Origin of the sequence: Paenibacillus pasadenensis, from assembly GCF_023715725.1 — a bacterium.
Classification (GTDB): domain Bacteria; phylum Bacillota; class Bacilli; order Paenibacillales; family Paenibacillaceae; genus Paenibacillus_O; species Paenibacillus_O pasadenensis_A.
Genome location: NZ_JAMBOT010000015.1, coordinates 39,703 through 66,496 on the forward strand (window position 1 = coordinate 39,703; position 26,794 = coordinate 66,496).

The 26,794-nt window shown below is 52.7% G+C and carries 23 protein-coding genes; 22 read left to right on the plus strand and 1 reads right to left on the minus strand.

The annotated features are described in order from the left end of the window. Positions 1-179: 179 nt before the first annotated feature. The 5 genes from M3223_RS21570 to M3223_RS21590 all read left to right on the plus strand — a co-directional run bounded on the left by M3223_RS21570 (position 180) and on the right by M3223_RS21590 (position 7,912). Complete coding sequence (locus tag M3223_RS21570; protein WP_251565493.1) at positions 180-2,408, plus strand: helix-turn-helix domain-containing protein; 2,229 nt, start codon at positions 180-182, stop codon at positions 2,406-2,408. Positions 2,409-2,740: 332 nt separating this feature from the next. After that, positions 2,741-3,625 (plus strand): ABC transporter permease, encoded by an 885-nt coding sequence (locus M3223_RS21575; protein ID WP_251565602.1) that lies wholly within the window; start codon positions 2,741-2,743, stop codon positions 3,623-3,625. Between the two features lie 37 nt (positions 3,626-3,662). After that, complete coding sequence (locus M3223_RS21580; RefSeq protein ID WP_251565494.1) at positions 3,663-4,562, plus strand: carbohydrate ABC transporter permease; 900 nt, start codon at positions 3,663-3,665, stop codon at positions 4,560-4,562. A gap of 119 nt (positions 4,563-4,681) precedes the next feature. Next, positions 4,682-6,388 (plus strand): ABC transporter substrate-binding protein, encoded by a 1,707-nt coding sequence (locus M3223_RS21585; protein ID WP_251565496.1) that lies wholly within the window; start codon positions 4,682-4,684, stop codon positions 6,386-6,388. A 114-nt stretch (positions 6,389-6,502) separates the two neighbouring features. After that, positions 6,503-7,912 (plus strand): alpha-L-fucosidase, encoded by a 1,410-nt coding sequence (locus tag M3223_RS21590; protein WP_251565498.1) that lies wholly within the window; start codon positions 6,503-6,505, stop codon positions 7,910-7,912. Between the two features lie 93 nt (positions 7,913-8,005). Here the strand turns inward: M3223_RS21590 and M3223_RS21595 are convergent, their stop codons facing one another. Further along, positions 8,006-8,497 carry a hypothetical protein gene (locus tag M3223_RS21595; protein WP_251565500.1) on the minus strand — a complete coding sequence of 164 codons (492 nt, stop codon included), beginning with the start codon at positions 8,495-8,497 and terminating at the stop codon, positions 8,006-8,008. A 184-nt stretch (positions 8,498-8,681) separates the two neighbouring features. Here M3223_RS21595 and M3223_RS21600 point away from each other — a divergent pair, with 184 nt between their 5' ends. The 17 genes from M3223_RS21600 to pdaA all read left to right on the plus strand — a co-directional run bounded on the left by M3223_RS21600 (position 8,682) and on the right by pdaA (position 26,665). After that, the gene (locus M3223_RS21600) at positions 8,682-8,957 is read left to right on the plus strand and encodes a hypothetical protein (protein WP_251565503.1); all 276 of its coding nucleotides are present in this window, start codon (positions 8,682-8,684) and stop codon (positions 8,955-8,957) included. Positions 8,958-8,979: 22 nt separating this feature from the next. Continuing rightward, the gene (locus M3223_RS21605; RefSeq protein WP_251565505.1) at positions 8,980-9,450 is read left to right on the plus strand and encodes a hypothetical protein; all 471 of its coding nucleotides are present in this window, start codon (positions 8,980-8,982) and stop codon (positions 9,448-9,450) included. A 102-nt stretch (positions 9,451-9,552) separates the two neighbouring features. After that, positions 9,553-10,023, plus strand: coding sequence for a hypothetical protein (locus tag M3223_RS21610; RefSeq protein ID WP_251565507.1), 471 nt, complete (start codon positions 9,553-9,555; stop codon positions 10,021-10,023). Positions 10,024-10,128: 105 nt separating this feature from the next. After that, complete coding sequence (locus tag M3223_RS21615) at positions 10,129-10,419, plus strand: hypothetical protein (RefSeq protein WP_251565510.1); 291 nt, start codon at positions 10,129-10,131, stop codon at positions 10,417-10,419. A 203-nt stretch (positions 10,420-10,622) separates the two neighbouring features. Beyond that, complete coding sequence (locus M3223_RS21620) at positions 10,623-11,996, plus strand: ABC transporter substrate-binding protein (protein WP_251565512.1); 1,374 nt, start codon at positions 10,623-10,625, stop codon at positions 11,994-11,996. 22 nt (positions 11,997-12,018) lie between these two features. Further along, the gene (locus M3223_RS21625; RefSeq protein WP_285891400.1) at positions 12,019-12,894 is read left to right on the plus strand and encodes a carbohydrate ABC transporter permease; all 876 of its coding nucleotides are present in this window, start codon (positions 12,019-12,021) and stop codon (positions 12,892-12,894) included. Beyond that, the gene (locus M3223_RS21630; protein WP_251565515.1) at positions 12,894-13,811 is read left to right on the plus strand and encodes a carbohydrate ABC transporter permease; all 918 of its coding nucleotides are present in this window, start codon (positions 12,894-12,896) and stop codon (positions 13,809-13,811) included. The genes M3223_RS21625 and M3223_RS21630 overlap by 1 nt, the downstream gene beginning before the upstream one ends. Before the next feature lie 416 nt (positions 13,812-14,227). Beyond that, positions 14,228-16,039 carry a DUF4127 family protein gene (locus tag M3223_RS21635; RefSeq protein WP_353057725.1) on the plus strand — a complete coding sequence of 604 codons (1,812 nt, stop codon included), beginning with the start codon at positions 14,228-14,230 and terminating at the stop codon, positions 16,037-16,039. Positions 16,040-16,043: 4 nt separating this feature from the next. Further along, a complete protein-coding gene (locus M3223_RS21640) occupies positions 16,044-16,724 on the plus strand; it encodes an N-acetylmannosamine-6-phosphate 2-epimerase (protein ID WP_251565517.1) in 681 nt (226 codons plus the stop codon). Between the two features lie 5 nt (positions 16,725-16,729). Further along, positions 16,730-17,566 carry a MurR/RpiR family transcriptional regulator gene (locus M3223_RS21645; RefSeq protein WP_251565519.1) on the plus strand — a complete coding sequence of 279 codons (837 nt, stop codon included), beginning with the start codon at positions 16,730-16,732 and terminating at the stop codon, positions 17,564-17,566. Positions 17,567-17,577: 11 nt separating this feature from the next. After that, positions 17,578-18,528 carry an ROK family protein gene (locus M3223_RS21650; protein ID WP_251565521.1) on the plus strand — a complete coding sequence of 317 codons (951 nt, stop codon included), beginning with the start codon at positions 17,578-17,580 and terminating at the stop codon, positions 18,526-18,528. After that, entirely contained in the window at positions 18,525-20,144 is a 1,620-nt protein-coding gene (locus M3223_RS21655) for an FAD-dependent oxidoreductase (RefSeq protein ID WP_251565523.1), read from the plus strand. The genes M3223_RS21650 and M3223_RS21655 overlap by 4 nt, the downstream gene beginning before the upstream one ends. Positions 20,145-20,239: 95 nt before the next feature. Continuing rightward, positions 20,240-21,427 (plus strand): hypothetical protein, encoded by a 1,188-nt coding sequence (locus tag M3223_RS21660; protein ID WP_251565525.1) that lies wholly within the window; start codon positions 20,240-20,242, stop codon positions 21,425-21,427. Between the two features lie 266 nt (positions 21,428-21,693). After that, entirely contained in the window at positions 21,694-23,151 is a 1,458-nt protein-coding gene (locus M3223_RS21665) for a SulP family inorganic anion transporter (RefSeq protein ID WP_251565527.1), read from the plus strand. Positions 23,152-23,368: 217 nt separating this feature from the next. Then, complete coding sequence (locus M3223_RS21670) at positions 23,369-24,985, plus strand: copper amine oxidase N-terminal domain-containing protein (RefSeq protein ID WP_251565528.1); 1,617 nt, start codon at positions 23,369-23,371, stop codon at positions 24,983-24,985. A 72-nt stretch (positions 24,986-25,057) separates the two neighbouring features. Continuing rightward, complete coding sequence (locus M3223_RS21675; RefSeq protein WP_251565530.1) at positions 25,058-25,522, plus strand: hypothetical protein; 465 nt, start codon at positions 25,058-25,060, stop codon at positions 25,520-25,522. A gap of 261 nt (positions 25,523-25,783) precedes the next feature. Beyond that, a complete protein-coding gene (gene pdaA, locus M3223_RS21680) occupies positions 25,784-26,665 on the plus strand; it encodes a delta-lactam-biosynthetic de-N-acetylase (RefSeq protein WP_251565533.1) in 882 nt (293 codons plus the stop codon). The last annotated feature ends 129 nt before the right edge of the window (positions 26,666-26,794 follow it).

Here is a 26,794-nt window from a genome sequence, read left to right on the forward strand (position 1 = left end):
TTGGCGAAAAAAATTAATCCAATTGAAAACGGTTTATTGACCTGCCGCCCCCGAAACCCCGATACAGAATCGTATCGAGGTTTTTTGTTTGCCTGCAGGCTTGTATTATTGTCCTTATAGAATTAGAATTTCATGGATAAGACAGAATCAATTATCCCAGAAGTGAGCGAGGGTTATTGATGAATAAATCATGGTTTAATCGGCTGCTCCTCTCCTATATGCCGATATTCATCATCGTGATAACGTTTATTTTTTTCGTATTTTTCCAAATGATTAGCGAGCAGGGCCGCAAGGAGGCCATTAACGCCAACAGTATGCTGTCCACGCATGCGATGAGGCTCATCGACACATCCTTAAGAGCCATTGACAACATGGTGATGAAGGAATCCGTCAACAGCAAGCCGCTTGCCGATTTTTTCAGCAGCAAAGAGGGCAACGATCCCTACATTAATATTAGCGCCGTGATGAAGATGAACGATATGATTTCGTATCATCCCTTAATCGATTCCGTTTATCTCGTTCGATATCAGGATCAGTTCGTGCTCAGCAATTCAACCAACGCTCATATTGACACTTATCCCGATAAAGAGTTTATCCAGCAGTACCGGGAGTCGATTTCGCCAAAATGGACCAATGCGCGGGATTTTCAGCAGTTTTCCGTCCTGAAAGGCAAAAAAGTGGTCAGTCTTGTGAGAGGCGCCCCCTTCATGACGAACGAAAAAGGCATGATTGTGGTCAATGTTTCCGTAGATTCCTTACAGCGGTTAGTGAATGAGCTTTATGATTCCAAGGTCAGCTTTATTCAGCTAAAGGACGGAGCAGGCAACGAAATGTTTAAACAGTCCGCATCTGTGGAGTCAATGCAGATTTATGCGGATTATAAATCGAGCTATACGAATTGGTCCTACATTAGCGGCTTCGTGCAAGGCACGTTTATCCAGAAAGTATCCACGCTGTTTAATGTATGGTTTGGGATTGGCCTTTTTATGATTATCGCGGGTTTAATCTGGATGATCTATGTTACAAGGCGGAATGCCAGGCCTGTGGAGCAGATCGTTTCACGGTTTAGCGGTTATATGCTGCCCAATGCAGGCATTCGAACGAAGGGAAGCGCTAACCGCATTAATGAATTCGTCATTATCGAATCCGCGCTCGATAATTTAACGGAGCAGGCGAAGCAGTACCAGCAGCAGCACAAAGAGGATCTGCATTTGCGCACGCGCAATCTTTTTCATCACCTTATAGAAGATGAAACTGCGCTGACAACGGAGGATTGGCAACGCGAAGCGGCTCGGCTGCAGCTGCCCGCTCCTGCAGAAAGCCATTCGCTCATCGTTTTAGAAATAGACAAATACGGTGAGTTTTGCAGCAGTTATTCGCGAAATGATCAGAATCTGCTGAAATTCGCTTTGCGCAGCATTTTGTACGAGCAAGCTTCACGGTTTGGCTATGAATGCTGGGCGGAGTGGACCGCTGCGTCGCGCCTTAGCGTGATTCTGTTTGCAAACGGGGACAAATCGGATTTTAAGCTGATTGTTCAGTTATGCGATAGCATTCGCGCGTGGACGGAGCAGAATATGAAGTTCACCATCAGTATAGGTTTGGGCGAGCCGGCTGCTCATTTATTTGATATTCCGAAGTCGTTTAAACAGGCGCTGGAGGCTCTTAATTATAAAATGGTGCTTGGTGAAAACCGCCTCATTACGCGTGAGGATGTGATGAGCCAGGGCCAGGTTGAGGTTTACGGATATCTCGGCATGATTCGGTCGGCTGTTCAGACGTTCCGCAAATCGGACTCCGGCTGGAGAGAGCAATTGGATGATTTGTTTAACCAGATGAAGCAAGGTTTATTGACCAAGGATGAAATTATGAACATGATCAATTACCTGCTCTACAGCCTGGGGCGCGAAATGTCGGGGCTTGGCAAGGACGGCCAGGTCGTATGGGAATCGGAAACGCTCACCGTTTTAACGGATAAGCTGGAGAAGAGCCATTCTCTGGAGGAGATGCGCGACACGATTATCGGCAAAATGACCGAGCTTGCCAATCTGCTGGCGGATATGCGCTACAGCGGGCAGCACGCGGGAGTCATTTTGGAAATTCGCAGCTTGATTGAGAAGGAATTCGCGAATCCGAATATGTCCCTGGAGTATTTAAGCGAAAAGTTCAGTATGAATCCGAAACACGTAAGCAAGCTGTTCAAGGAAACGACCGGGCAGAAGTTCATCGATTTTTTAATCGATATTCGTTTGAACCGGGCTAAGGAGCTATTAGTGGAAACCCGTAAGCCGATTCAGAGCATTGCGGAAGAAGTAGGCTACACAAGCGCGATTTCCTTCACCCGTATATTCAAAAAGGTGGTAGGCTCATCGCCAGGCGAATATCGTTCAGAGCATGCGAAACCGTGAAAAGCCGCATCAAATATAGGGAAAGCGTTAATTCGAAAAAGGTTAAGCGCGAGAATTAAGTTTATCCTACCCTCTAAACGCATAGATGGATTCGACGGCAGCGCCAGTAACAACGGGCGCTGCCGTTTGTTTTGAAGCGGCAAAAGCGAAAAAGGTTAACCGGGCAATTAATGTATCTTGTGCGATGCTGCGCCAAGCTTATAAGATGATCCCATGAAAGCGCAATCATGTCAGGCATCTTGAAAGAAGGAGGCAAGCCCTTGTCCAAACTAACGAACCAATTAACGCTCCCGCAAACAAAGGGGTCGAGGCGGAATGCGCCGCTGCGGAAGATGGCGCGCCATTGGCAATTATATCTCGTCATCTTATTGCCGCTTGCTTATCTCATTATATTTAAATATATCCCCATGGCGGGAATCGTAATCGCGTTCAAAGACTACAACGTTGTGAAAGGCATCTTCGGGAGCGAATGGGTTGGATTCAAATACTTCAATCAATTTTTCGAATCGCCAAGCTTCTGGGTGTATATGAAAAACACGCTCGGCATCAGCCTTTACGGCTTGCTGATCGGCTTCCCGGCTCCCATTATCCTTGCGCTTGCTCTTAACGAAATTCGCAATGGATTGTTCAAAAAGAGCGTGCAGCTGGTCTCCTACGCGCCATACTTTATCTCAACCGTCGTTATGGTATCGATCTTGATTGTAAACCTGACGCCAAACGTTGGAATTATAAGCAAGCTGTTTCATATGCTCGGCGTGGAGAATACAAACTTCATGGGTATGCCGTCGTTGTTCAAATCCATCTATGTCTGGTCGGATGTATGGCAGCATACGGGATATGGAGCGATTATCTACATCGCTGCATTAGCCGGCGTGAATCCCGAGCTGTATGAAGCGGCAAAGGTTGACGGAGCATCGAGAATTCAAAAAATTCTTAATGTCGATATTCCAAGCCTGATTCCCGTATCCGTTATTCTGCTTATTCTCAACACGGGCAATCTGATGAAGCTGGGCTTCGAGAAAATATATCTGATGCAAAACCCGCTCAATCTCGCGACCTCGGAGGTCATCTCCACTTATGTGTATAAAGTGGGCCTGCTGGGATCGAGCTTCAGCTTCTCGGCTGCAATCGGCGTATTTAACTCGGTCATTAACTTAATCCTGCTTATCCTGGTGAACTACATCGCCAGAAGGCTGTCCAGCAATAGTTTGTGGTAATTCTGCCAAGCCCATTCATGGGCGGAAAGGAGAGCAAATGGCCAAACCTTTAGCGATTCGTGAATCAAGCGGCGACCGGATATTCATGTCCCTCGTTTATGTGTTTCTAACGCTGGTCCTGCTAGTCGTGCTTCTGCCGCTTCTGTATATTTTAAGCTCTTCCTTTAGTTCGCCTCAGGCCGTCGTGTCCGGTAAAGTCTGGTTATGGCCGGTAAATTTTACATTCGACGGCTACAAAGCGGTGTTTAACAATCCGCAAATCGGCGTCGGGTTTATGAACTCCATATTTTACACCGTTGTGGGTACAATCATTAACGTAGCTTTGACGGTTATGCTGGCGTACCCTTTATCCAGAAGAACGTTTTACGGACGGAATGTAATCATGATACTGCTCGTCATTACGATGATGTTCGAGGGCGGACTGATCCCGTATTACCTGGTCGTCAAAAACCTGGAGCTGCTTGATACGAGATGGGCTATGATTTTGCCGGGAGCGCTTGCGGTATTCCAAGTTATTATTGCAAGGACGTTCTTTCAAACGACGATTCCCAATGAATTGGCTGAAGCGGCCGATTTGGACGGCTGCAACGATCTGCGCTTTATTTTCAGTATTGTGCTGCCGCTCTCCAAACCGATTCTCGCTGTAATGATGCTGATGTATGCGGTTGGTCATTGGAATGCGTATTTTGACGCTCTTATCTTCCTGAGATCTGCCGACCTGTTCCCGCTGCAAATCGTACTGCGAAACGTGCTTATTTTAAACACAGTGGATGCGTCCATGATTGCCAATGCGGACCAGATGATCGCTCAGCAAGGCTTAAAGGATCTGCTCAAATATTCGTTGATTGTTGTTGCGAGCGGTCCGGTTCTTATTATTTATCCTTTTGTCCAAAAATACTTTGTGCAAGGCGTTATGATCGGTTCGCTTAAAGGGTAGGCAAAAACGGTCCATTGAAAGGGGTGATGAGGCGCCTTTGGGGCCAGGGCGATCATTTCTTTGCGAGGAAGCGTTAGCACCTTATTGTCTGGGATATATCAAAGGAGGCGTCAATTTAGATGAGAGAAAAATGGAAAAAAACGACTGCAGGTATATTAACTGTCGCGCTCAGCTGTGTCATCGTTCTTGCCGGGTGCAGCAACGGTTCCAATGCGCCTAGCAATAACAGCAGCAATGAAGGTGGAGACAAGGGGACTCAAGTTCAAGAGGATAAGTTCTCTCCTGTAGGCTCGTTTCCGATCGTAAAAGAACCGATGACGATTAAAATGTTTGCACCACAGCTCCCGAGCATCGAGAACATGGAGACAAACTCCTTTACGACGATGCTGCAGGAAAAAACAAACATTAAAATCGCCTGGGATCTTGTCCCGAACAATGCTCTGGAAGACCGTAAACAATTGATGCTGGCCAGCGGCGACTACCCTGAAGTTATTTTGCAGGGCAATCTGACGCGGGAAGAGCAGATGAAATACGGCAAACAAGGCGTATTCCTTCCTTTGAACGATCTGATCGACAAGTACGCTCCTAACATCAAAAAGGCGCTTGCAGATATTCCTTACATGAAATCATCCATTACAGCTCCGGACGGCAACATTTATGCGCTGCCGCAAATCAATGAGTGTTACCACTGCGACAATGCTCTGAAGCTGTGGATCAACAAGGCTTGGCTGGATGAGCTTGGACTTGCTGTTCCGACGACGACGGAAGAATTTTATCAAGTGATGAAGGCGTTTAAGGAAAAAGACCCGAATAAAAACGGCAAGAAGGATGAAATTCCGCTTACAGGCTCTGATGAAATGTGGGTTGGCAATGTATCCGCATTCTTGATGAACGCCTTTATCGTGGATGATTATACCGAGAAAACGGCAGGAACTTTCCTGCAGGTTAAAGACGACAAAGTAGACTTCGTTGCCAATAAAGACGAGTGGAAGCAAGGTCTTGAATACCTGAACAAGCTGTACAAGGAAGGTCTGATCGATCCGGCGGCCTTTACGCAAAATGCCGATGCCATTCAACAGCTTGCCAACCGCGAGCCGGACAACATTATGGGCGCTCTGACGACTGCATTGATCAGCTATGCTTACAACATGTCGGATACGCAGCCTAGACATAAGGATTACGTGGCGCTTGCTCCGCTTAAAGGGCCAAACGGCGTGCAACAAACGCTGAACTTTGCCGGTATCAGCAAATCGCAATTTGCGATCACGAACAAAGCGACGGAAGAGCAGCAAATCGCGGCCATTCGTTTGGCGGATTATCTGTACACGGAAGAAGCGATCGTTCTGCAGGAGAACGGACCTGAGGGCACCGGCTGGCGTAAAGCGGAAGAAGGCGAGCTCGACTTCGACGGCAAACAGGCTAAATACTCGGTTATCACGCATAAAGAGAAGAAACAAACGCAAAACGGCAGCTGGGAGCAAATCGGTCCTTCCCTGCGCACGTACGCATACCGTTCTTCTTGGATGACGAATCAGGATATTCTTGCAGACGGCGGTTACCAAACGCGTTTGAACACGGAATCGAAAAAGTATGAGCCGTTCCGCACGAAAGAAATGTATCCAAACGGCGTGTTCATTGCCGAGGAAGATGCGGAAATGGCGGCACAGCTGAAAACGACCATTATTGATTACACCAAATCGAATATGGCGCAGTTTATTACAGGCTCCAAAGATATCGGCAAGGAATGGGATTCCTATGTGAAAGGCTTTGATGGCCTGCAGCTGGATCAATACCTTGCGATTTACCAAAAAGCGCTGAACAAATAACGGTATCGATGCCCGTTAACGGGTAAGGTACGATAGGAATTCCGGGCGGGTCCGCCGATAAAAATATCGGCGGACCGGCCTCATTCCAATTTGATTATAGGAGGACCTTCTACGATGAGCGAGGTAAGTACGGATAACCTGCAAGAAGACAGCGAGGAGCAGGTGCTTCATAACGGCGTGCATAATTACAGCAGCGAACGCGAATGGGTGCGTCCGGATAACGAGACCACGCTGGAGCGTTTGGAATGGTTTAAGGATCAGAAGCTAGGACTGATGATGCACTGGGGTCCTTACTCTCAGATTGGCGTTGTTGAGTCTTGGGCGCTCAGTGACGAAGATCAGGACTGGTCGCGTACGGGCATCGATTGGGAGAAAGACGGGGAAGAGTTCAAGCGCCAATATTTTGGACTGAACAAAACGTTCAACCCGATTCGGTTCCAGCCTGAAGTATGGGCGGACTTGGCCCAAGAGGGCGGCTTTAAATATTTAATATTTACAACCAAACACCATGACGGCTTCTGCATGTGGGATACCAAAACGACCGACTACCGGATTACGGACGAGCAGACGCCTTTCCACACGAACAAACAGGCTGATGTTTGCCGTCACGTATTTGATGCGTTCCGTGCGAAGGGTATGGCGATTGCGGCTTATTTCTCCAAAGCGGACTGGCATACGCCGTACTACTGGGCGCCGGATATGGAGCGCAGTCTGACCAATACAAGACGCGGGCCTACATACGATCCGCGCCAGCATCCTGAGCTGTGGGAGAAGTTTGTCCAGTTTACGCAGGAGCAGATTAATGAATTGCTGACCGAATACGGCCGGATTGACGTCCTCTGGCTGGATGCCGGCTGGGTAAGACCGGCGCGGGACGGTCAGGATATCCGCCTGGGCGAGATTGTTGAGAAAGCCCGCGAGCATCAGCCGTGGCTGCTTTCGGCTGACCGCACCGTCGGCGGACCGTACGAAAACTACGTTACGCCTGAGCAAACGATTCCGGATGAAGCGATGAATATCCCCTGGGAAAGCAATATTACGATGGGAACCTCCTTCTCCTTCCGTTATGAGGATGATTACAAGCCGACCCGCCAGCTCATCAAGATTTTGATGGAGGTTGTTGCTAAAGGCGGCAATCTGGCGCTTAACGTGGCTCCGCAGCCTGACGGCCGGCTGCCGCAAGGCGCAATTAAGCGGATGAAGGAGCTTGGCGCCTGGATGGGAGTTCACGGCGAGGCTGTTTACGGCACGCGGATTTGCGCGCCGTATTACACGGGCAGCAATGCCTTTACGCAAAAAGCAGATGCGGTTTACTGCACGCATCTGTACCCTTCGGCGGATACGAAGGTTTCGGCGAGCGTATTCATCCCGTATGAAGGCGATGTAGCAGCGGTCGAGCTGCTAGGCATGGAAGGCCAGCTGGAATGGACGCAAGAGGCTGGCGGTCTTACTGTTCAATTGCCGCAAGCGGCGATTACGGAAGCCGCGCCTATCGCGCATGTGTTTAAGATGTTGAAGAAATAGAGAGTTTTGAGTTAAGGTATGCCTGGGTGTTTTACAGGCATACCTTTTTTGTATGAAAGATTGCTAGAGCTGTTATACCTGCCTTATACATTGTTATCGTATAGTACGAAATTCTTCTTTTAAACTATTTAAATTTGTTTCTTTCTCTACCTTTATTGGCAGGCTTTTAAGAATAGCATTAAGATTGCGTTCAACATCTTTCAATTTTTCTAAATCTAAAGATCCATTGACATTTAATTTGTCCCCGACTGTCGATAACAAATAACGTTTTGAGTCATAAAAGAGAGAACTAAATTTTTCATATATTATTTTCTTTTCTTGTAATTGAGGTAGTATTTGTCGATAATTTATATCTGCTTCTTCTAGATACAAATAAGCATGGAATAGTGATAAATCCACATTCGCGTTGTTGGAATAATTATGGATTAAGTTGGTAACTACATTGTGTGCATCATTAATTCTGCTGATCATAACAGTGTAACTAAGTATGCTCTTTTCATCGTTCTTATTCGGTAGTAATTTGAAAATAAATATCGCGTTTGCAATTAATGAGAGCAAGGAAATAAAAATAAGTAATTTTTTCATAAGCAGCTCCTTAATTGAGAATTATTGACCCAGGTCCAAATGAATCAATTTTATACTGAACTCTGCCTTTTAATTTTAAGGGCTAAAAAAATATACTTATAATTGAGATGGAAATATAGAAGTAAATAATGGTTATCAGAGTCGGGTTTTTCCTGGTTCAGTCCAATAACGGTTTGATGAGTTAATGAAATTTACTTCCGATACTCAACGAGAGTGGTTATTAGATATTTCTGCGCAAATTGTTGATACAACGCTTCATTACTTTTTATGGGCAATCGAAGAAAACGAGAAGATTAATGTCTCTATTCAAAATAGGGACGGGGAGCTTGAAGAAACAAAAACTTTGAGCGACGGATTACCGGGGGAACTGTATTCCGAAGATGGCTGTCCTCTTCTTGTTTCAAAGGCAAATCTAAATAAGCCTGTAACATTCCTAAAAAAGAACTCGTTTCAGAAATAGAATAATCTAAGGAGGGTCCAAGTTGAAAAAATGGATAATAATAACCATCATTGCTGTATGTGGCGCGATAATGCTCCTTGGGCTGAGATTATTTTACCACTCCGAAATCAGTGGAGACACTCCGCCAATTCCAACAGTCTCCGTGTCCGATGAGAGAGCTCTGCAAGTTAATCTCGGAAGCTATACCTGGAAAGCTGCCGTTGATACCTTTACTGACTACAATCAGTTCCTGAGTAATTTGACTACGGTCGCTCCGGGAACTGAATTACAGATTGCTTTTTCCAATAAGCCGAAGCCAAAGAGTATTGAGGTTACAATTGCGCAAAAAGCACAAGGTGATTTGTGGATAGAAAACGGATTGCTTATAGCAATTAAAGGCGGCTCAGGAGCTATTGAAGTCCCCTATGAAAAAGGAACTTATGTTTACAGACTGAGCGCTGCTTGGGAATTTGGAACCGCCGCTTCCTACTATTTTTCAGTTGAAGTGAAGTAACGGCAGAAATCTTTTTCAGCAATTGTCTGTTACCTCTCGCTTCAGAATGGAATAGATTAATAGTAACTCAATCATTCCACAGGCTTTAGGAGGAAAGTTAAAATGGCTCAAGCAGGAAGGGAGAAAAGCTCCATAAGGCCGTTCCCAATCACTTTAATATTATTTGTAATACTGTTTATCTCAATGAGGTACCTTGTTCCCGAGTCATGCGGAATGGATGAACGGTGCTACGAAGCAGGTATAGCGCTAACGCAAGGATTTGACATTATTAATAGAAGCAGTATACCCTTTTTCATTTCCGTCATTACAGATGCAAACAAGCTGGACTACCCGAGCAGTTGGTTAGCTCCCGGCGGGACACATCATTTTGAACTGCAAGTAATACCGTTAGAAACGACCAGTGCCTCCGTCAGCTATTACTCGGTGCCTGCTGCCAGTCTTTCATTTACTCTTGAAAACAGAAGTGAATTTTTCCGTTGGTATAATCCTTTTATAACAAATATTTCCACAATCGGCCCAATTAGAGTTTTAGAGTTATCAGGAAAAACGAAGCTGAGCATTTACAATGCTTAAAACTCTGTCTGGACAGCCCGAGGCTGTCCTTTTTGCGTGAACCGTAATGGAAGCGCAATCCGCGCCATAAGCTGAACTAGAAGCGGAAAGCTGGAGGGGGATGCGATGATCGGCGCGGGACTATCGTTTGTTTGGATACTGGTCTCCCTTATCCTTCTGATTTACCTGTATGCGCAGCGGGAGCCGGAGGAGCTGCTGTTTCTGAAGCTCATCGGTTACTACCTGCTCGGCGGATTTGTCCTGTTTTTCATGCTGCTTCCCATACCGGTCGGTTTTATCATTTACTGGTTCGCGCTGCATGGAAAGTCGAAGGGGAATCGCGCGGTGAAGGAGAGCGCGGCCTTCTGGGGGCTTGGCGTCATGATTGTTCATGTGGCGCTCGGTTTTTTGTTTTGACGGCCCTTCCCGGGCTGTCTTTTTTTGTCCGGAAAAAGAATTTTTCTCCACATTGGATTCATAAAATGGAGAAAAATTCTTCCCAATCCTGGGAGGGCCTGATATACTAGCGGTGACCAATGGAAAGCGTTAACATTTTCATTTACAACATGAAATTTGACTGCAAAATGGTTTATTTCGATCAAGAGAGGGTGGCTCATGTCATGGTTAACCAATTCAGAAAAAACTCAGATCTCGCTTCAGCTGCTCCATATTTCGAAAAAAAATCCCGCCGCACGGTCCGGATGGCCTCAGCCGGCGCTCTTACCGCAATTATGCTGGTGACCGCTGCCTGCGGTGACGGCAATGGCGGCAACGCCAATGTGAATACCGGAACTTCTCCCGCTCCATCTGGCAGCACTCCTCCAGCCAAGGAGGTAAAGCTGGAATTTTGGACGATTTCACTTCAGCCTACATTCACCGAGCTGCTCAATAAAATGATTGATCAGTACGAAACCGCCAATCCCGGCGTGACGGTAGACTGGAACGACTATCCATATGACGGGATTCAAGCCAAGCTGCTGGCAACGGCAGGCGGCAAAAACGCTCCTGATGTCGTAAACCTGAATACCGAATTTGCCAGCCAGCTGGCTACAAAAGGCGCGCTTGCCGATCTCAGCGGACTTATCAGCGACGAGGTGAAGGGAAGCTTTTTCCCGGGTATTTACGATGCGACCGTGTTTGACGGCAAGCCCTACGCGCTTCCGTGGTACACGGGCACTCAGGTGCTCTATATGAACAAAAAGCTGGTGGAAAAAGCCGGACTTGATCCTGCAAATCCGCCTAAAACAAAGGAAGAGCTGTACGAATGGTCCCGCCAGATCAAGGAAAAGACAGGAGCGTCCGGTTACGCGACCCAGTTCGGCGCCAACCAGCTGCCGATGGAGGGAGTGCCGATTCTTGATGAGGCCCGCCAAAGCGCAGCGTTTAACACGGATGCCGGAGTTGCGGTTGTCGAGCAGCTGATAAAGCTCGTTAAGGAAGGCGTTATTATTAAGGAGGATGCCAAGTTCCAGAAGCAGGTGGAGTATTTTGCGAGCGAACAGGTCGCCTTCCAGCTGTCGGGCCCTTCTTTCATTAACCAGCTCAAAACGTCTGCTCCTGCGGTGTACAGCAACACAATCGCCGTACCGCTTCCGACAGGCAAAGCCGATCTGCGTTACTCCAATTCGATGAACCTAGTCGTGCCAAAGGGCTCCGAGGATCAGCAGGCTGCTGCGGATTTCGCCGCGTTTATGACGAATGCGGATAACCAGACGGTATTTTCCAAGGAAGCGAACACGCTGCCCTCGACCAAAAAATCGATTGAAGATCCGTTTTTCACGCAATCCGACAATACGCTGGAATCTCAGGCCAAAATCGCTTCGGCGCAAAGCCTCGACAAGGCGCAGGAATATTATCTCGGCATACCGGCGGCAGGCGATGTCAATTCGGCGATTTCCCGCGAGCTGCAGAAAATTATTTTGAACGGCGCCGATGTTAAAGCGGGATTGGCAGCCGCTGCTGCAGAGGTAAACGAGAAGATCGCCACCAAATAACGCTGCAAGGGCGGTGAATCCATTGCGCAGACGTTCCGACGCGCTGCCGGCCTGGAGCTTTATGGCTCCGGGCCTTCTCGTCATTACGGTATTTGTGCTATTTCCCATCGTGTACAGCATCCCGCTCTCGCTTACGAACTACTCCGTTCTAGGCGAGACCAGGTTCATCGGGCTGGACAATTTTACGAAGGCTTTCCGCGACGACGACTTTTTGATTTCTCTCTATAATTCGGTGCTCTACATTATGGTTGTACCGGTGCTGCAGCTGTTATCGATTTTGATGGCGATTCTCGTGAACAGCCGCATTCCCGGTATAAAAGCGTTCCGCGCCGCCTATTACATCCCTGTTGTCACCTCCATGGTCGCGGTGGCGCTCATGTGGAACTGGCTGCTGAGTCAAAATGGAGTCGTGAACTACATTCTCATCAGCCTTGGCCTGACGGATGAAAAAATCGGCTGGCTGACGACCAGCTCTACGGCGCTCTATGTACTGATGTTTATTACGCTGTGGAAAGGGCTCGGCTATTACATGATGCTGTATCTCGCCGGTTTGCAATCCATTCCTGCCGATCTGTACGAGGCGGCAATAATGGACGGCGCTTCCCAAAGCCAGCGTATCCGTCATATTACGATCCCGCTGCTGCGGCCTTATATCTTTTTCTGCAGTTTGATCTCCTTGATGGGCGCGATTCGCGTTTTTGACGAAATGTTTGTGCTGACCAACGGCGGGCCGGGAACGGCCACGCTGACATCCAGCCTATACATCTATCAGCAGGGTATTGCAAAATTTGATTTTGGTTATGCGTCTGCGCTTGGTCTGATCGTCAGCGTCATTATCGGCGCGCTAAGCGTGCTGCTGTTCCGGTTCAACCGAAGAGGCGGGGTGAATCCGTACTGATGAGCGATTCCAATGTTGCACGGCAATCGTCCGGCGCAGGTCCCGGAATTGACCCGGCGCATGCGGCGCTTCCTCCGCCCAATCTTCGTGCAAACCGGGTGAAGCGGCTCGCGGCGTTGGCGATCGGTTATGTGCTGCTTCTGCTGCTTGCCCTGTTCATGATGGGGCCGTTTCTGTGGCTGCTCAGCGTGTCGCTCATGCCGGGAACAAATGTGTTCGCGTTTCCTCCGGCTATTTTCCCGACCTTTATTCGTTTTGACAACTATACGCAAGTATGGGGCTTTATCGATTTTCCCAAGTATATCGGCAATACGCTCATCATTACGGGCCTTGGGCTGCTGCTTAACATTGTGCTGTCGCTGACGACCGCTTACCCGCTCGCCAAAATGCGCTTCAAGGGACGTTCACTTATTTTTGGCATCCTTGTCGCCACGATGATTATTCCTTCGTCAACGGCGCTTGTTGTGCATTATTTGACGATTAACTGGCTGAATCTGCGCAACTCTTTTCTTGGCGTTGTGCTGCCGTCGGCGGTGTCCGTTTTTAATATTTTTCTGATGCGCCAAACGTTCATGGGCGTCCCGGACGATATCCGCGATTCCGGTAAGGTAGACGGGGCTTCCGAGTTCCGTATCTGGTGGCAGCTGATGGTGCCGATGGTTCGTCCCGGCATTGCGGTCATTGCGCTGCTGGAATTCATGTCTTATTGGAACAGCTTTTTATGGCCTATGGTTGTGCTGGACGACCCGGCGCAATACCCGCTTGCTTCGGCGCTGACGTTTCTGAACGGACAGTTCTCGTACAACTTCGGCTGGATCGCCGCAGGCACGATTTTGTCGGTGCTGCCGATCATCGCCGTGTTTCTGTTCACCCAGCGCTACTATATGGAAGGTATTTCAGGCGCGGTGAAGGGGTAGCGGGATTGAATGAAGGAAGGTAGCGAACGTGAGAGACGTTATGTGGTAAATTCAGCGACGTTATTAGCCGAGGTTAGCCCGGGCTAGCACGGTTAAATATTAACAACCTTGAAGGTTGATCTGGTGAAAGTCACAGCGCATGAATGGTTCATGTGTTGCCATTGTCTTAACTGTTTTAATAGTTTGCAGGACACAAGCAAAGCGGAGTGGGCCATCCTTCGGGAGAAGCGGCAGCGGTCGCATTTGCAGACGGAGTCCAACCGGACTATGTCCAAGGGAATCAAAGGAATCCGGCTGCAAGAGCGGATCGGAGGAAGGATGGCCCGCGCAGCGGCTCAGCCTGTAGGAGCAGTAACAGCAGTAACAGCAGTAACAGCAGTTAATTCCAGCCAACACAGCTTGGAAGGGAGATCGTCATGAGCAAGCCGAAACGATCCAAAGTCATCTATTTGCCGCTGGACGAGCGGCCGTGCAATTACGATTTTCCGTGGCTGCTGGCCCGGGATACCGACATTGAGCTAGTGCGGCCGCCGCTGGAATGGATGGGCGACAAAAAAAGACCGGGCCGGACGAGAGAGCTGGCCGACTGGCTGGAACGGGAGGCGGAGGACGCGGAAGGAGCGATCGTATCGATCGACACGCTGCTGTACGGCGGCATCGTGCCCTCGCGCCTCCACCGTCTCGGGGAGCATGAAGCTGCAGCGCCGCTCGAGAGGCTGCGCGCCATTCGGCGCATGAATCCCCGTATTCGCCTCTATGCGTTCCATCTGCTGATGCGATGCCCGCAGTACTCCAGCGACGATGAGGAGCCTGGTTATTACGCCGATTGGGGCCGGGAGCTATTCCGGCTTGGATGGCTTAAACACCGGGAGCAGCTTGGGCTGGCGGACGAGACGGAGCTGGAGGAGCTGCAGCGCATCCGCATGGAGCTGCCCGAGGATATTCGCGACGACTACCTGGAAAGGCGGGCCGTCAACGCCTCCGCGAACCGGGCCGCGCTGGAGCTTGCCGCCGACGGCACGCTGGATTTTCTGGCGCTGCCTCAGGACGACGCCGCGCCGTACGGCTGGACGGCGCTGGATCAGCAGGCGGTGCGCCAGCGCATCCGGGAGCTGGGGGCGGAGCCGCGCACGCTGATGTATCCCGGCGCGGATGAGGCGGGCTGCACGCTGCTGGCGCGGCTGCTCAATGAACGGCGGGGCAAGCAGCCGCTTGTGTATGCCCGGTATTCCAGCACGCTGGGTCCGCAAATAACGCCGATTTACGAGGACAGAATGCTGGGAGAAAGCGTCAAAAGCCAGCTGATTGCGGCCGGAGCGCTGCTGGCGGAAAGCGCGTCGGACTCTGACTGCATTTTGCTCATCAACTCGCCGGGAGGCCGGATGGTAGAGTCCAATATCCAGCTGCAGCCTAACGCCGATTACGATGTGCAGCGCAACGTACAGGAGCTTGCAGCGTACGGCCGTTATGCAATCGACCGGCTGAACAAGCCGGTGGCGGTCGCCGATGTCGCTTATGGCAATGGAGGCGATTTGCAGCTGCTGCGGCTGTTAAGCGGATATCGCATGCTGCCGGAGCTGGCGGGGCTGGCAGGGTGGAATACGAGCGGCAACACGCTTGGTACGGCCATCGCCCAGCTGACGGTATACACGCAGTTCGGCCGAACGGCGGCACATCTGGATTTTCTCGGCCTGCGCGTCGCGGAGGACTACGGTTACTGCGCCGCGATCCGGCGCAAGCTGGCGGACGGCCCGGTTAAGGAGCTTGGTATGGATTATTTTGCTGTGGACGGACAGAGAGGCCGGGCGGCGGCAATGGTGCGGGAAGCGGTAGAGAAGTTTATTGTGGAGCGGACCGGCGAATCAGGGCTTTTAATTGAAGTGGAGGACTGCCGGCTGCCTTGGAGCCGCATGTTCGAGGTCGGGCTTACGGTGCGGGCGGAGCTTGCCGCGGAGCAGGCTCTGGAGACTTGGCCGGAGCAGCAAAGGCATGAGGAAGCGGCGGAGCAGGCGGCAGCCAGCCGGCAGCTGGATGCCGGAGGGCATGAACGGAGGCTTCCGTCCGTATCCGTGCCGGCAGATGAGGCGTTGAAAGCGAGCCGGATCAAGCTAAGCGAACGTTCCAGGCAGATTAAGCAGTTTCAGCAAATTCGGCATGCCAAAGTGCAGCAGAACGGGCAGCTGCAGCAGCGCACGGGTAAAGGCGAAGATGGAAAAGACAGGAGATGAGGCCATGACAACGATCTTGGAAGCGGTGAAAGGAAGGCTCATCGTCTCCTGCCAGGCTCTGCCGGATGAGCCTTTGCATGGCGCTCCGATCATGGCGCGTATGGCTTTGGCAGCGGAGCAGGGCGGAGCGGCGGCAATCCGCGCGAACGGGGCCGACGATGTACGGAGTATTAAGGAGCAGACGGGGCTGCCGGTTATCGGCATTGTCAAAAAGGTCTACCCCGGCAGTTCCGTTTATATTACGCCGACGCTTCAAGAGGTAGAGGAACTGATAGATGCTGGCGCGGATATGATCGCCATGGACTCAACGCTGCGCAAGCGGCCGGGAGGCTGCACCGCTGAGGAGCTGATCCGGTTTATGCACAGCCGGGGCGTGCCGGCCATGGCGGATGTGTCCACGCTTGAGGAGGCACAGCAGGCGGAGCGGCTTGGCGCAGACTGCATTTCGACGACGCTGTCGGGATATACGCCGTATTCAGTCAGCAGAATCGGCCCGGATTTTGAGCTGGTGGAGCAGGCGGCGGAGCGGCTCGGCATTCCGGTGCTGGCCGAAGGGCGCGTCAGCGAGCCCTCCCAAGTGACGGCGCTGCTGCGGCTTGGCGCTCATGCCGTCGTTGTCGGCTCCGCGATTACGCGGCCTCAGCTTATTGCGGAACGTTTTGCCGCTGCGGCGGGAAGGAGATGAGAGGGATGGATCTGAGGTTAAAGGTTAGCTCGTACTACCCGTCGCTCACAAAATCGGAGCAGAAGGTAGCGGATTACGTCTTGAACGCGTCGGAGGAGATCATGTACCGCTCCGTAACGGAGCTGGCGGATCTGTCCGCAGTCGGCGAAACGACCGTGATGCGCTTTTGCCGGGCTATCGGTTTTAAAGGATACCAGGATTTTAAGCTGGCGCTCGCTCAGGATTACAGCGCCCGACGTCTGCCGGGAAGCGGAGGGACGGAAAGTGAGACGGAGAGCGATTTTCCGGGTCTCGTTTACCGGGAGCTGACGTCGATTTTGTCCGATACGATGAATCTGCTTGACCGCGCCAAGCTCGACGAGGCTGTACGGCGCATCCATGAGGCTCCCTATATGCAGTTTTTCGGCGTTGGGACGTCGGGTCTCACCGCTCTGGATGCCAAAAACCGTATGCTGCGCATCGGGCGCAGGGCGGAAGCGGTGACGGATGCGCATATTCAGGCGATGATGGCGGCCACCATGATGCCGGGGGATGTGGCGCTGGGCATCAGCTTGAGCGGCAGCACGCTGGATACGGTGGATATTTTGACCAAGGCGCGCCAGCAGGGAGCCTATGTAATCGCATTGACGAATTACGCCAAGTCGCCGATTACGTCGGTAGCGGATCTGGTGCTGCTGACCGCTGGCAAGGAGTCCCCGCTGGAAGGGGGATCGATCGGGGCGAAAATGTCCCAGCTGCTGCTTATCGATCTCATCTGCGAAGGCTTGGCCCGGCATGATCTTTCCCACACGCGGGAAATGCGCGAGCGCACCGCTAAAGCGGTCATTGAGCGCATTTATTGAGGGCGGCGGGGATGGGCATAGCCAAGAAAAACTTGCCGACAATCGGCATTGATATCGGCGGAACCGGCATCAAGGGAATTGCGCTGGATACGGACGGAGTCATTTATGCCAAATTATCCGTTCCGACCGAAGCGTCGCGGGGGCGGGAAGCGGTGCTGCTCTCCGTGGAAGAGCTTGTCGGAGAGCTGCTGGAGCGCTGCCCTACCGCATGCGCGCTCGGCATAGCCAGCGCAGGCCGAATAAACGCCTTAAGCGGCGAGGTTGTGTACGCAACGGATAATTTGCCCGGCTGGACCGGGCTGCGCCTTGCGGAATGGGCCGGCTTGCGCTTTGGCCTGCCGGTCGCCGTTGACAATGACGCCAACGCCGCATTGTTCGGTGAATGGCGGCTTGGAGCCGCGCAAGGATTGTCCAGCGCCGTCATGTTGACGCTCGGCACCGGCGTCGGCGGCGCAAACATGGAGAGCGGCCGCTTGCTGCACGGCGCAGGCTGGAGCGGCGGCGAATGGGGCCATGCCGTGCTGGTGCCGGGCGGGCTGCCATGCAATTGCGGCCGCAGAGGCTGCGCCGAGCAGTATTTGTCCGGCGCAGCCCTAATGCGTTCGGCCGAGGCGGCGTTTGAGCGCGCGAGCTTGTCCCCGGCGGAGCTGCTGCAAGCGTTCAGCACCGGCGAGGCGCGGGCGGCGGAGACGCTGCGGGAGTACACCTCTCTGCTGGCGGTGTTCGCCGCCAACCTCAAGGCCGGGTTCGACCCGGAAGCGATCCTGCTTGGTGGCGGGGCGGCAGCATCGCTGGAAATATGGCGGCCGCTGCTTGAGCAGGCGCTTGCGGCGGAAGGCGCAGCAGGGCTGCGCGTGCTGCAGGCGCAGCTTGGCAACCAAGCCGGCTGCATTGGCGCTGCGTTCATGGCGGCTGACTTGGCGCAAGCAATTACGGGCAACAAGGAGGAGGAATCGGCATGACGGAAATGAAAAAGAAACCGGCCGCCGAGCTGACCGCCGATGTGCTTGTCATTGGCGGAGGCTTAGGCGGAACTGCCGCTGCGCTCGCCGCAGCGCGGGAAGGCTTAAATGTAATTATGACGGAGGAAACCGACTGGATTGGCGGACAGCTCACCTCACAGGCCGTGCCGCCGGATGAGCATCGCTGGATTGAAACGAGCGGCTGCACCGCAACGTTTCGTGAGCTGCGCAACCGGATTCGCGCTTACTACCGGAACAATTACCCGCTGACGCCGCAAGCGAGAGACAATCCGCTGCTCAATCCCGGCAACGGCTGGGTCAGCCGGCTTGCCCATGAACCGAAAGTGGCGCTTGCCGTGCTGGAAGAGATGCTTTCTTCCTATACAAACAGCGGGCGTCTGCGCCTGCTGCTGGACACGGTTCCTGTCCGGGCCGAGACGGAAGACGATAAGGTGTGCTCGGTAACGGTGCGCAGCAAGGACGGTTCATTCCTGCGGCTTCGCGCGCCGTACGTGCTTGATGCGACGGAAACCGGCGATTTGCTGCCGATGACCGGCACGGAGTACCGGATCGGCGCCGAGTCCCGCGCAGAGACGGGCGAGCCGCATGCGCCGGAAGAGGCAATTGCCGAGGATGTGCAAGCCTTTACGCATGTGGCGGCAATGGAATATTTGCCGGAGGAGAATTTTACGCCTGCGCGGCCGCCGGAAATGTATGAATTTTGGAGCCGGCTCGTGCCGCCGTTTTCGCCGCATCCGCTGCTCAGCTGGTTTTCCACCGACGCGAACAATCCCGGGAAGCTGAAGGAGTTCACCCTGCTCCCCAATAAACAGGGAGTAACCTCCTTATGGGATTACCGGCGTATTCTCGATCCCCGGCATCTGTCGAAGCCGTTATACCCGGGAGACCTGTCACTGCTAAACTGGCCGCAAAACGACTATTATCTCGGCACAATTATGGACGTGTCCGACGATGTGCGCCGCGACCGTCTGTACGCCGCGCGCCAGCTGTCGCTGTCGGTTGTATACTGGCTGCAAACAGAAGCTCCAAGACTGGACGGTGGCAAAGGCTACCCCGGCTTGCGGCTGCGCGGAGATGTGCTGGGGACGAAGGACGGACTGGCCAAGTCCGCCTATATTCGTGAATCGAGACGCATCCGCGCGCTGCAAACGGTGACGGAGGCCGACGTGAGCAAGGAGATGCGCGGCGATGCCGGCATCCGGCGTTACGAGGACAGCGTTGGCGTGGGCAGTTACCATCTGGATTTGCATCATACGACGATTACGAACCGGAGCTTTTATATTCCCAGTTATCCCTATGAAATTCCGCTCGGCGCGCTAATCCCGGAGCGGATGAACAATCTGCTTCCCGCCTGCAAAAATATCGGGACGACGCAAATATCCAATGGCTGCTACCGGCTGCATCCGACGGAGTGGAACATCGGTGAAGCCGCAGGACTGCTTGCCGCTTATTGCATCCGCTCCGGCATGCTGCCGCGCGACGTTCACGGCGACGCCGCACTGCGTACCGGATACATGGAGCTGCTGGAGTCGCGCGGCGTAGAGCGCCACTGGTCGGATGAAATATCGAAGGAGGTGATCGGAGCGCCGAAGTGACGGGAAAGCGACGTTGAGCGCGCATGCTCGGATAGGGCGTACACGCTTAGGCAGCAGCTTGGCCAGCATTCAATTCGGATGAGGAGGAATGATGGATGGGTGAAAGAGTGAAGAGGCTTCTTTCGGCTGCGCTTGCAGCCGTGCTTTTGTCGGGCGGTACGGCCGCAGCGTCGGAATTGCCGGTGACGGTTCTGGAAGCGGGCGGAAGCCCGGCGAATCCGGCTGCTTCTGCGGGTCCGGTGCTGCAGCCGGATGCGGGCTCAGGCTTGCAGACGGCAGCAATGTCGAATCCGAACCGGATCGTGCCGATTGAAACGCTGAAGCCGGCTGCCCCGATGAGCAAGCCGGTGCTGTCACCGTCGGGAGGCACGCTCATTTTGAGCAACTCCCCGGAGTCGCCGACATCAGCGGGAGGCTTTTACCGGGACACGGTCAGCGGCTCATTTCGCATCTTTTCCCACCAGGCCAATATGACCGGATCGCTGCTGAACGTGGCGGCCGCCGTAACCAATACGAGCGGCTACAAGGTCAAGCTGTATGAAGAAGGGACCGGGGCGGGCATTGATTACTACCCGGATCAAGCCGGGCAGAACGCACTCGACGCCTTTTTGAAATCACGCGGTTATAAAAGGCCGATTGCCGTGCTGGAGCCGGGCGAAACGTATTGGAAAACCTACGCGGTTCCGTCATCCGATACGCTTACCAGCTATTTGCAGCTGCGGGCTGAATCTGCGGCAGGCGGCAATGCGCCGGTGACGGTCACGACGCTTGGCTACGCCGGCCAGCGGCCAGCCAATCCGCTGGCGGAGCCGATGCTGCCGCCCGACAAACATGTGCGCGGCACCTTTCCTCATTATGACCGCACCGGAACGCTGGTGTACAACACCTCTGCAGGCAACTCGCTTATCCGCGTCTCTTCCGCTCCTTCCGGCCAATGGGCGGACTTTATGCCCGGTGAATACGAGAACGGCCGGGACGCCATCTCAGGCGCAACGGTCGTCAACAGCGGCAACTACGGGGTCATTTACGACCTTTCCGTACAGATCAACAATGAAAGCGACAAAAGACGCACCATCGGCGTGTACCTCAACGCTGCAGGCGGCTCGGGGCATTACACGATCGGCTGGGGCGGCAAGCTGCTAAATTCCGGTTATCTGGACTTTACGAAGGCTTGGCAGTTCGCCGAGCTTAAGGTAAGCCGCAAGGGAAAAACAATCCCGTCCAGGCTTAGCCTGACCGGCGGTTCGTCCGGACCGCAGGCGCTGTATTTCACGAATCAATAGAGTACGGGTTGGAAATCAGAAGCAGCCATAACGGAGCAGGATGGATAATTCTGCGCTCCGGTATGGCTGTTTGTGCTGTGCTGTATCGTCTCCATGCTAGTGAAAAAATGAAGCTACAATGAGATTTCAGGAGATATAACCACATGTCAGCGCTTTCTTTGAAGGTTGCAATGATGTTCTCTCTCCCCGCCAAGCCTTATAATGCTATCCATACGAGGTGCAACGGATTGTTTTTCAGAGTTGGACTGAACGGGAGGGTTATCTTTTTGAATTTCATATCCAATTGGAAGCAGGAGTGGCTGCCGAATCCAAAAGCAAATCTGCTTTCCGGCATTACGGTCGCGCTTGCGCTTATTCCAGAAACGCTCGCTTTTTCTATTATTGCCGGAGTCAGCCCGATGGTTGGACTGATTACCTCTTGCATGATTGCGATCATTATTTCGATTGCCGGAGGGCGTCCGGCGATGATTTCGGCCGCAACCGGCGCGCTGGCGCTGCTGATGGTTGGACTCGTGCGCGATCACGGCGTGGAATATCTGTTTGCCGCAACCATTTTGACAGGGGTCATACAGCTTGTGATCGGTTATTTGAAGCTGGGCAATTTAATCCGCTTTGTGCCGCACTCCGTCATGAACGGTTTCGTAAATGCGCTCGCCATTATGATTTTTATGGCTCAGCTGGTTCATTTTCAGGGCCAAGGCTGGACGATGTACGCGCTGGTGGGGCTGTCGCTGCTCATCGTGTTTGGTCTTCCCCGGCTGACTAAAAAGTTTCCGTCGGCGCTGGCGGCCATTATCGTTGTTTCCGCCGCTGTGCTGCTGTTCAAGCTGGATGTAAAAACTGTAGGCGACGTCGCCAACTTTAGCGGAACGCTGCCGGTATTCCATTTGCCGGACTTTGTGCCGAACCTGGACAATTTGATGATTATTTTGCCATACTCGCTTTCGATGGCGCTGGTAGGCTTGCTGGAGTCGCTGCTGACGGCCAATATTCTCGATGAAATTACCGATACGCCAAGCAGCAAAAACCGCGAGGTTAAAGGCCAGGGGCTTGCCAATCTGGCAACGGGATTTTTCGGCGGCATGGCTGGCTGCGCGATGATTGGCCAGTCGGTAATCAATGTCCGCTCCGGCGGTCGCACACGGCTGTCTACGCTTACTGCGGGAGTGGTGCTCCTGCTGCTCATATTGTTCCTAAGCCCTGCCGTCAAAGAGATTCCGATGGCCGCTCTAGTCGGCGTTATGTTCATGGTTGCCATCGGCTCTTTCAATTGGCGGTCGATCGGGGAGATGCGGCGCGCTCCAATCGGAGATTCGCTCGTTATGGTCGTGACGGTTGCCGTCGTGCTTTATACGCATAATCTCGGTCTTGGCGTTATCGTCGGGGTTCTGCTCAGCGCGGTGGTGTTCGCCCGGCGTATCTCGCGGCTTAAGGTTGAGTCCCGGTTCCATGAGGATGGCAGCATCGCTTATAACGTGACCGGACAGCTGTTTTTTGCAACGGCTGCCGATTTTAGCGAGGCTTTTGATCCTGCGCGCGATCCGGACCGGATTACGGTCGATTTTACCCGCTCCCACGTATGGGACCATTCCGGCGTCAACGCCATTGCGCGTATGCGCGGCAAATATGCGGTGGCTGGCAAGTCGGTGACGATTACCGGACTGAACCGCGAGAGCGGCGAGCTTGTGGAGAAGCTGGGGCTGGAATCGTACGGTACGCTGTAGGTTCATCTCTATTAAAAAGGCTGTTCCGACGTCATTTATGTGACCCGGACAGCCTTTTTTGGCTTTATCATTAACCGTTCCAAACAGCGTTGAAACGGTTTGGAATATTTATTTTATTTTTTCGGAATTAGTCATCCAAACCGTTCATCAAAGCGTTTCCCTAGCTGAAGCAGGTTCAAGAACAATTGCCATAATCCAAACTTGAGGAGTGAACGTGATGAACATGAAAAAGATGATTATACCCGTACTGACTCTAGCTCTTGCGGTGCCAGCAGGCGCTGCCGCTGCAGCTCCCGCCCAAGCGGCAGCTCAGCCGTCGGCCGTTACGCCGGCCGCCGATCTGAGAGCAAGCCTCGACCAGCTGCTTTCCGAGCATTTTGCGCTGGCTGTCGCCGCTATGACCAAAGCCTACGACGGCTCCAAGGATGCAGCAGCCGCGCTTAAAGCGCTGGACCAGAACGCGCTGGATATGCTTCCGGCCATTGAATCGCTGTACGGTAAAGCCGGCGCCGACGAGTTCGGCCGCATTTTCCGGGGGCATAACCAAGCAACGGATGAACTGGCTAAAGCAGTGAAAATGAACAATGCGGATGCCAAAAAAGCGGCGGAAGCGAAGGTGCAGAGCTTCGTGGATGAATTCTCCAGCTTCCTGGCCGCAGCAACGGGCAACAAGCTTCCGAAGGAAGCTGCCATGCAAGCGATTAAGCTGCATGAAAGCCAGGTGCAGACTGTGTTTGACGAGTATGCTGCAGGCGATTACGCCGATGCCTACAAGGCCTACCGCGAAGGCTACAAAACGATGTTTACAATCAGCAAAGCGCTGTCGGGCGCCATCGTCGCTCAGATGCCGGAGAAGTTCGCCGGTTCGAAGCCGGACACCAAAGCAGCCGATCTGCGCTCCGCTCTGAACCAGCTCGTCTCGGAGCATGTGGCGCTGTCGGTGCTGCAAATGCAGAAGCAATGGGACGGTGCCAAGGATTCGCAAGCTCTCGTAGCCGCTGAAGCGATGAATACGGCCGATTGGAAAGCGGCGATTGGCTCCCTGTACGGCAGCGCCGGAGCGGACGGCTTTGAGAAGCTTTGGACGGGCGACCACATTAACGCGCAGGCCGATTATGTGACCGCCGTCAAAAATAACGATGCAGCCGCTAAACAAGCGGTGCAAGGGCGCATCAACAACTTTGCCAAAGAATTCGGAGCCTTCCTGGGATCGGCTACCGGCGGTAATCTGCCTGCGGCTGCTGCAACCGAGGCGCTGATGAAACATGAAGCGCAAATTCAAACGGCGCTTGATCAGTATGCTGCGGGTCAATATGACGCTGCTTATGCAACCGGACGCGAAGGCTTCAAATTTGTATTTGGAGTCGGTCAAGGGCTTGGCGGCGCGATTGTGACCCAGATGAAGGATAAATTCATGGAGGAAGCTCCGACGCCAATGCCTACTGAGCCGTCAACTACGACGGTATGGATGAAGCTGAACAGCAAGCAGCTTCAGGTTAACGGCTCCGCAACGCAGATGGACACAACTCCGGTTTTGTGGAACGGCATGACGTATATTCCGCTGCGCTTCCTGAGCGAGGGCATCGGCGCTACGGTATCGTTTGACAACAAATCCAAAGCAGTGTGGGTAAGCGCCGGCTCCGACAAGCTTGGCTTCTGGATCGGCAAAAACAGCTATTCGGTTAATGGAGCTGCGCAAAAAGCTCCTGCAGCTCCCGTAATTGACAAAAACGGCCGAACGCTCGTACCGCTGCGTTTCATTGCCGAGCTGCTGAACTGGCATGTGATGTATACGGCTAAGGACGGCTCCATCACACTGACCTCCGCCAGCTAAAACGGATTGTTTTGAGCAGGCCAGAACATTTAGGCGGTTCCGTTCGTTATAGAGAATGGAGGTGCTGCACCTATGAATAAACGAACATCTAAAAACCGACTATATGCGCTTTCGAGCGCCGTTCTGCTGCTCGTGCTGGCCGGGTGCTCGGGTAATGCCGACAATCAGGAAGGGACAACGTCTCCTTCTCCATCCCCGTCGCCGGTAATCAGCTCAAGCCCGTCGCCTTCTCCATCTGTTTCTCCGTCGCCTTCGCCAGCACCGTCGTCTTCGGGGAATGAGACGGAGGAGCCGGGTTCCGGGCAGGGGGAGACGAAACAAGCCGAGGGCAAATTTGTAGGCTTGGCGGACTCTCATACCGTTGAAATTGAAATCGACGGGAAGGCGCAGGCGTTCCAGCTCAGCGAGGCGGTTCAAGAGACAGCGAATCAGCTGGCAGAAGGGGACGCCGTATCGATTGAGTACACAGAAGAGGCTGTGGATGGAGATGCTTCCTTAAAACAGCTCACGATTACTTCTTTGACCAAAAAAGGTTAACAGAGCTGCCTGCATACCAGGCGCAGTGATCCTTATCCGGACAGCAGATGCTGTCCGGATTTTTGTTTGTCCACAACATTATCCCCAGTATGAACAGGGCAGCGGGGGCTTAATATAAAGGTTTTGCAAATTTTGCCCACTTATCCACAGGATAAGTTATACACATGTAAACATCCTCTTGTCCCGCAAATTGTGAATAAAAGCTTCCCGGAGCGCGCATACCAAGGGAGATTGTGCACAGATTGGCAGGAGGGGTTAAGGATGAAAAAAAGCATACTCGCAGCTGCGGGCAGCTTGCTGCTCGTTTCGGCCGCAGCGCTTCCGTCCAGCGCTGGAGCGTCCCAGAGCGCAGTCGTTCATGATGCTAATTATGTCGTTCCAATAGCGGCAGAATTGCCCCCGCATCACGGCGAGGATGTGCAGGCGGCAGGCTGGAGCAAGGCCTATCATTTCGGATTTAAAAAAAGTCAAAACGGCGCGCTTCCATCTATAGCGGAGGAAGGTTTTATGCCGATGGTGGAAAAGCACGGGGCAGTGTTTCTAGGGAATACGGCGGAAAAAGAGCTGTATCTGACGTTCGACAACGGGTATGAAAAGGACGGGCTGACGGGCAAAATTCTCGACGTGCTCAAGGAGAAGCAGGTTCCGGCAATCTTTTTCATTACGGGACATTACGTAAAAACCGAGCCGGAGCTGGTTAAGCGGATGACGTCGGAAGGCCATCTCGTCGGCAATCATTCCTGGAGCCATCCCGATATGAGCACGCTGCCGCAGGATAAAATCCGTAAAGAGCTGGCGGACGTCAAACAGGCGGTTGCCGGGCTGACCGGCGTGCAGAAGATGGACTATTTAAGGCCGCCAAGAGGAATTTTTAGCGAAACGATGCTGGCAGCAAGCGCCGCTGAAGGCTACCGGAATATTTTCTGGTCGGTCGCTTACAAGGATTGGGATACGTCCGCTCAAAAAGGTGCGGATTATGCATATCGCAGCGTAATGGCTCAGCTTCATCCCGGCGCGGTCATTTTGCTGCATGCGGTGTCGAGCGACAATGCGGGAGCGTTGAGCCGCATCATTGACGGAGCCCGGTCGCAGGGTTATACCTTTAAAAGCCTCGATCAAATGGAAAAGCGTACGTATCGCTAAATATTGGTAAAAATTAGGCGAAGAGGTAAAACTTAATGACTCCACTACGAGTAAGAGCCGTTGCCAAATTAGGATACCCTATGGTATCCTAATTTTGTGTTTTGGCATGTCCTAATCTCAAATTACAGA